This is a genomic window from Mycobacterium sp. (assembly GCF_036488105.1).
Taxonomy (GTDB): domain Bacteria; phylum Actinomycetota; class Actinomycetes; order Mycobacteriales; family Mycobacteriaceae; genus Mycobacterium.
Genome location: NZ_DASXHW010000326.1, coordinates 1 through 4689 on the forward strand (window position 1 = coordinate 1; position 4689 = coordinate 4689).

General features: G+C 66.2%; 4 protein-coding genes. 1 reads left to right on the plus strand and 3 read right to left on the minus strand.

The window, feature by feature from the left end:
* Positions 1 to 2108: sensor histidine kinase (locus tag VGH54_RS17235; RefSeq protein ID WP_414688734.1), on the minus strand; the 2108-nt coding region annotated here is incomplete at its 3' end.
* A gap of 312 nt (positions 2109 to 2420) precedes the next feature.
* Here VGH54_RS17235 and VGH54_RS17240 point away from each other — a divergent pair.
* Positions 2421 to 2885 (plus strand): tRNA (cytidine(34)-2'-O)-methyltransferase, encoded by a 465-nt coding sequence (locus VGH54_RS17240; RefSeq protein WP_331513292.1) that lies wholly within the window; start codon positions 2421 to 2423, stop codon positions 2883 to 2885.
* 20 nt (positions 2886 to 2905) lie between these two features.
* On the opposite strand, the gene VGH54_RS17245 is transcribed toward VGH54_RS17240, so the two are convergent.
* Positions 2906 to 3550: a nitroreductase family protein gene (locus VGH54_RS17245; protein WP_331513293.1), complete on the minus strand. Its 645-nt coding sequence runs from the start codon at positions 3548 to 3550 to the stop codon at positions 2906 to 2908.
* 206 nt (positions 3551 to 3756) lie between these two features.
* The coding region (locus VGH54_RS17250; protein ID WP_331513294.1) for an OB-fold nucleic acid binding domain-containing protein at positions 3757 to 4689 on the minus strand (933 nt) is incomplete at its 5' end.

Genomic DNA, 4689 nt, shown 5'->3' on the forward strand with positions numbered 1-4689 from the left:
CTTCCGGGTCGGCGGCGCGGCAACAGGCTGACCGACGACTCGGTCGACTGCGAGCCGTTGCGCTCGGTGGCGTCGGTGAGCGACGTGAACTCTGGGCCGTCGTCGTAATCGGGCACAGCGGCCGGCGGTTCGGGCAGCGGCGCAACGGCCGGCGTCACCGCTGCCGGGTCGTGCGGCACCGACGGGCCCGCGTCGGCGCCGGCCAGCACCGTCGCCGGCAGATAGACCTCGGCCGTGGTTCCGGATCGGGCTTCCTCGATCGACGAGCCACGCAGCCGCACCCGGATACCGTGCCGGTCGGCGAGCCGGCCGACGACGAACAGACCCATGTGGCGAGCGCTGTCGGGGGTGACCTCTCCCCCGGCACGCAGGCGCATGTTGGCGATGCGGCGGTCGCCATCGGTCATTCCGAGCCCGACGTCGACGATCTGCAGCAGAACCGCGCCGTCGCTGCGGAACCCGGCCGAGACCCGGACCGGCGACGCCGGCGGCGAGTAGCGCAACGCGTTGTCGACCAACTCCGCGAGCAGATGGACGATGTCACCGGAGGCCGCGCCGCCGATCGTGCAGTCGGGCACCATCGACGTTTCCACCCGGCGATAGTCCTCGACCTCGGACGCGGCCGCATGGACGATCGACGACAGCGGCACCGCCGTGCGCTGATCTCCTCGCGAGCTCTGCGCGCCGGCCAGCACCAGCAGGTTGGCGCCGTTGCGGCGCATCCGGGCGGCGAGGTGGTCGAGCCGGAATAGGCTGTCGAGGCGTTCGGGGTCCTCTTCGTTGCGCTCGAGCCGGTCGATCAGCGAAAGCTGCTGGTCGACGAGCGAGCGGTTGCGCCGCGACATGGTTTCGAACATGTCGTTGACCAGAAGCCGCAGCCGGGATTCGTCGCCGGCCAAAAGCAATGCCTGCGTATGCAATTCGTCCACGGCGTGGGCGACCTGGCCGATTTCCTCGGTGGTGTGAACGGGCAGCGGCTCGGGCGGCGATTCGTCACCGGCCCGGACCCGGGTGATCTCGCGCTCGAGATCCTCGTGGGCGACCTTGAGGGCGCTGTCGCGGAGCACCCGCAGCGGCCGGATCAACGAACGCGCGACCAGCAGCACGACGAGGAGCGCGGCGAGGATAGCCGCGACCACCACCACGGTGTCGCGGATCGCGGCAATGCGCCGGTTGTGGGCCTGGTCTTCGACGGCCTTGGTCACCTGCGCGGTGGTGTCGTTGATGATCTGCGCGGCGATACGGTCGGTGGTTTGTACCGAGTGCAGCAGGTCCGCGTTGTTGACGAGCACAATGGCCGGATTCGACATCAACCCCATCCGGGTGACCATCTGCTGCCGCAGCGTCTTGGCCTCTTGTGAGCCGACGCCGAGCACTTCCGCCATCCCGGACAACGTCGACGGCTCGGTACCGGCCAGGGTGGCCATCGACGTGCGCAGCTCGGGTTGTGGCAAGTCGGCACCGCGAGTGATCAGCAACTGCTGCATCATCATCTGGCCGCGGGCCCCGACGGCCCGGCTGAGTCCCTGCGCCACGGCGCGGATCTTCTCGTTGTCGACGCGCACCGAACCGTCGATCGCGTTCTCGGCGGTCAACAGGATGGGGGCGTAGGTAGTGACTCGTAGCCGCAAACCGAGGTTGTTGGATGCGACGTTGTCCAGCAGCGTTTGCCCGCCGTCCAGCATCGCGTCGACACCCGCCCTCACGTCGGGCGCGACTTTTGTGCCGGCCAGCCGGGCCTCCAGCTCATGCTTGCGGGCGTCGTAGTTCTTCTTGGCGCCGTCGGCGTCACCGCCGGTCGAAGTCGCCAGCAAAGCCGCATCGAGTGCCGACATGTATTTGGTTATCGCCGGAACCATCTCGGCGCGATCGGCAGCCAACCGGAGGCGGTGCGCGTCGCTTACCGCGCCCGCGATACGCAATCCCCCGAAAACCATTGCCAGTGCCAAAGGCAGCGCAACAATTGCCACGACTTTCCAGCGGACCGGCCAATTGCGCAGCGACCAAGGCGGCGGCCGTTTGGTCGATCCGGACTCCGCCGTTTGGTTGTCTGCGATGGAAGTTTTGGCCGGTGAGATCGCCCGCGCGGCGCGGGCAAACCTCGTCACTGGACCAGCGCGGTGTTAGCGTCCGCTCCGCTGAATCGCAGTCTTAGCGCGTCGTTCATGAGACTTCCTGCTAATTGCGCTCACCCCGAGCGACGGGCAAGCGAGATACGCCTGGCAATTCGACGAGTATGCCAGGCTGCGGCTGGAGAGACCACAATTCTTACTGAACAGACAGAGTTCACCGACTGCTGTCTTGCGCCTACGAGGATAGCCGAGCAAATTTTCTGCGGCCGGATTTCTCAGCAACTCGGCCAGCCCAATAAAGGTGCTCAGAGACCGCCGCACTGTGCCGGGCGGCGGTTACGGTGTGTTGTGTTCAAGCTGCTGTTTTACTCCCCGCGGATCGCACCAAATACGGGCAACGCGATCCGCACTGCGGCGGCCACCGGAGCAGAACTACACCTCGTCGAACCGCTGGGTTTCGACCTGTCCGAGCCGAAGCTGCGCCGGGCAGGGCTGGACTACCACGACCTCGCCTCCGTCACCGTCCACGCGTCACTGGATGACGCCTGGAAGGTGCTCTCACCGCAGCGGGTGTTCGCCTTTACCGCACATGCGACGCAGCTGTACACCGACGTCGGCTACCGGGCCGGCGACGTGCTGATGTTCGGCCCGGAGCCCACCGGCCTGGACTCGGCGACGCTGGCCGACCCACACATCACCCAGCGGGTACGCATTCCGATGCTGGACGGGCGGCGTTCGCTGAATTTGGCCAACGCCGCCGCCGTCGCGGTGTACGAGGCATGGCGGCAACAGAGTTTCCCAGGCGCCGTCTGAGCTACTCGGGTGCGAGAGACCTACCAGCTGTTCCAGTGCGTCACCTGTTCGGCCGGCAACCGCTTGGCCGGCTTGAAATCGGTGCCCTTGGTGTAGGCGATCGGAAACAGGCCGCCCTGGCTGTACTTGTCGTAGGGGATGCCGAGCAGCTCGGCGACCTTCTCCTCACCGCCACGAATCAGATGCAGCGTCGTCCAGCAGGTGCCGAGCCCGCGCGACCGCAGCGCCAGGCAGTAGCTCCACACCGCCGGGAACAGTGACGCCCAGTATCCGGCTCCGCCCATCGGCTGCTTGTCTTCGCGGCCTTCGATGCACGGGATCATCAGCACAGGCGCTTCGTGGATGTGCTCGGCGAGATAGGTGGCGGAATCCCTGACCGCGCCCATCCGCTGACCTCGGGTGTCCCCCTCGCGGTATTCCGGCGACGGTGAGCTCAGGTAGCCGCGGGCGTTGGCAAGATAAATCTCGCCGATCGCCTTCTTCTTATCCGTGTCCTCAACGAAAACCCATTGCCAGCCTTGTGAATTGGAGCCGGTGGGCGCCTGCAGCGCCAAATCGAGGCATTCCATCAGAACGTCGCGCGATACCGGCTTGTCGAAGTCGAGACGTTTGCGGACCGAACGGGTGGTGGTGAGAAGTTCGTCGACAGAGAGGTTAAGGGCCATGAGCGCGAGATTACCCATGCTGTGGAGTCACACCGTTCCCGCCTGCACCGTCAGCTGACCATTAGGTGGTGCTGGAAATGGGCACCACATGCGATATCACCGGCGGCGCGGCGGTAGGTGATATCGCATATGGTCCCGAATCGAAAAAAGAAACAGACCCGAGACATGCGGCGCACGATGCTGCTGAGCCCCTTGAGGTTTGGCGGTCACCGAAAGTCGCGGGACTTCGACCCGATCGTCAGGGTGAGCTTGGCGAACCGCTCGGCCATGATGGTGATTGCGCCACTGGCATTTTGGACCTGACCGCGGACCAGCAGCGCCGGCGCCGTCTGCGCCAGCTTGCGGTGCCGCGCCCACACCCCCGGTGTGCAGAGCACGTTGACCATTCCGGTCTCGTCCTCGAGGTTGATGAACGTCACCCCTTGAGCCGTCCCGGGCCGCTGCCGGTGAGTAACCGCCCCGGCGACCAGCACCCGGTCGCCGTCGGGCACCGACAACAACTCAGCGGCGGGCACCACCCCCATCTCGTCGAGATCCGACCGCAGGAACTGGGTCGGGTAGCTGTCCGGCGAGATGCCGGTGGCCCACACGTCGGCCGCGGCCAACTCCACCTCACTCATCCCGGGTAGGGACGGGATATGCGACGACGAGCCCACCCCGGGTAAGCGTTCCGGCCGTTGGGTGGCGGCCGCGCCGGCCGCCCACAGCGCCTCGCGTCGCGACATCCCGAAGCAGCGCAGCGCGCCCGCGGTGGCCAGCGCTTCGGTCTGGGGCACCGACAGCTGGACCCGAGTCGTCATATCCAGCAGAGAACTGAAGGGGCCATTCGCTTTTCGCTCCTCCACCAGCTTTTCGCCAAGGTCATCTCCGATATGACGGACGCTGCCCAGTCCCAGCCGCACCTCGGTTCCGGAGTTCTCCAAGGTGGCATGCACCAGGCTGGCTGCCACACACGGACCGTGCACCGTCACCCCATGCCTGCGGGCGTCGGCAACCAGCGACTGCGGCGAGTAGAAGCCCATCGGCTGCGCACGCAGCAGTGCCGCGCAGAACGCCGCGGGGTGATGCAGCTTGAACCACGACGAGTAGAAGACCAGTGACGCGAAGCTCAGCGAATGGCTTTCCGGGAAGCCGAAATT

Excerpts from the sequence above, each read along its gene's own strand:
- VGH54_RS17245 (WP_331513293.1), bottom strand. The coding sequence starts at position 3,550 with ATGGCCCTTAACCTCTCTGTCGACGAACTTCTCACCACCACCCGTTCG.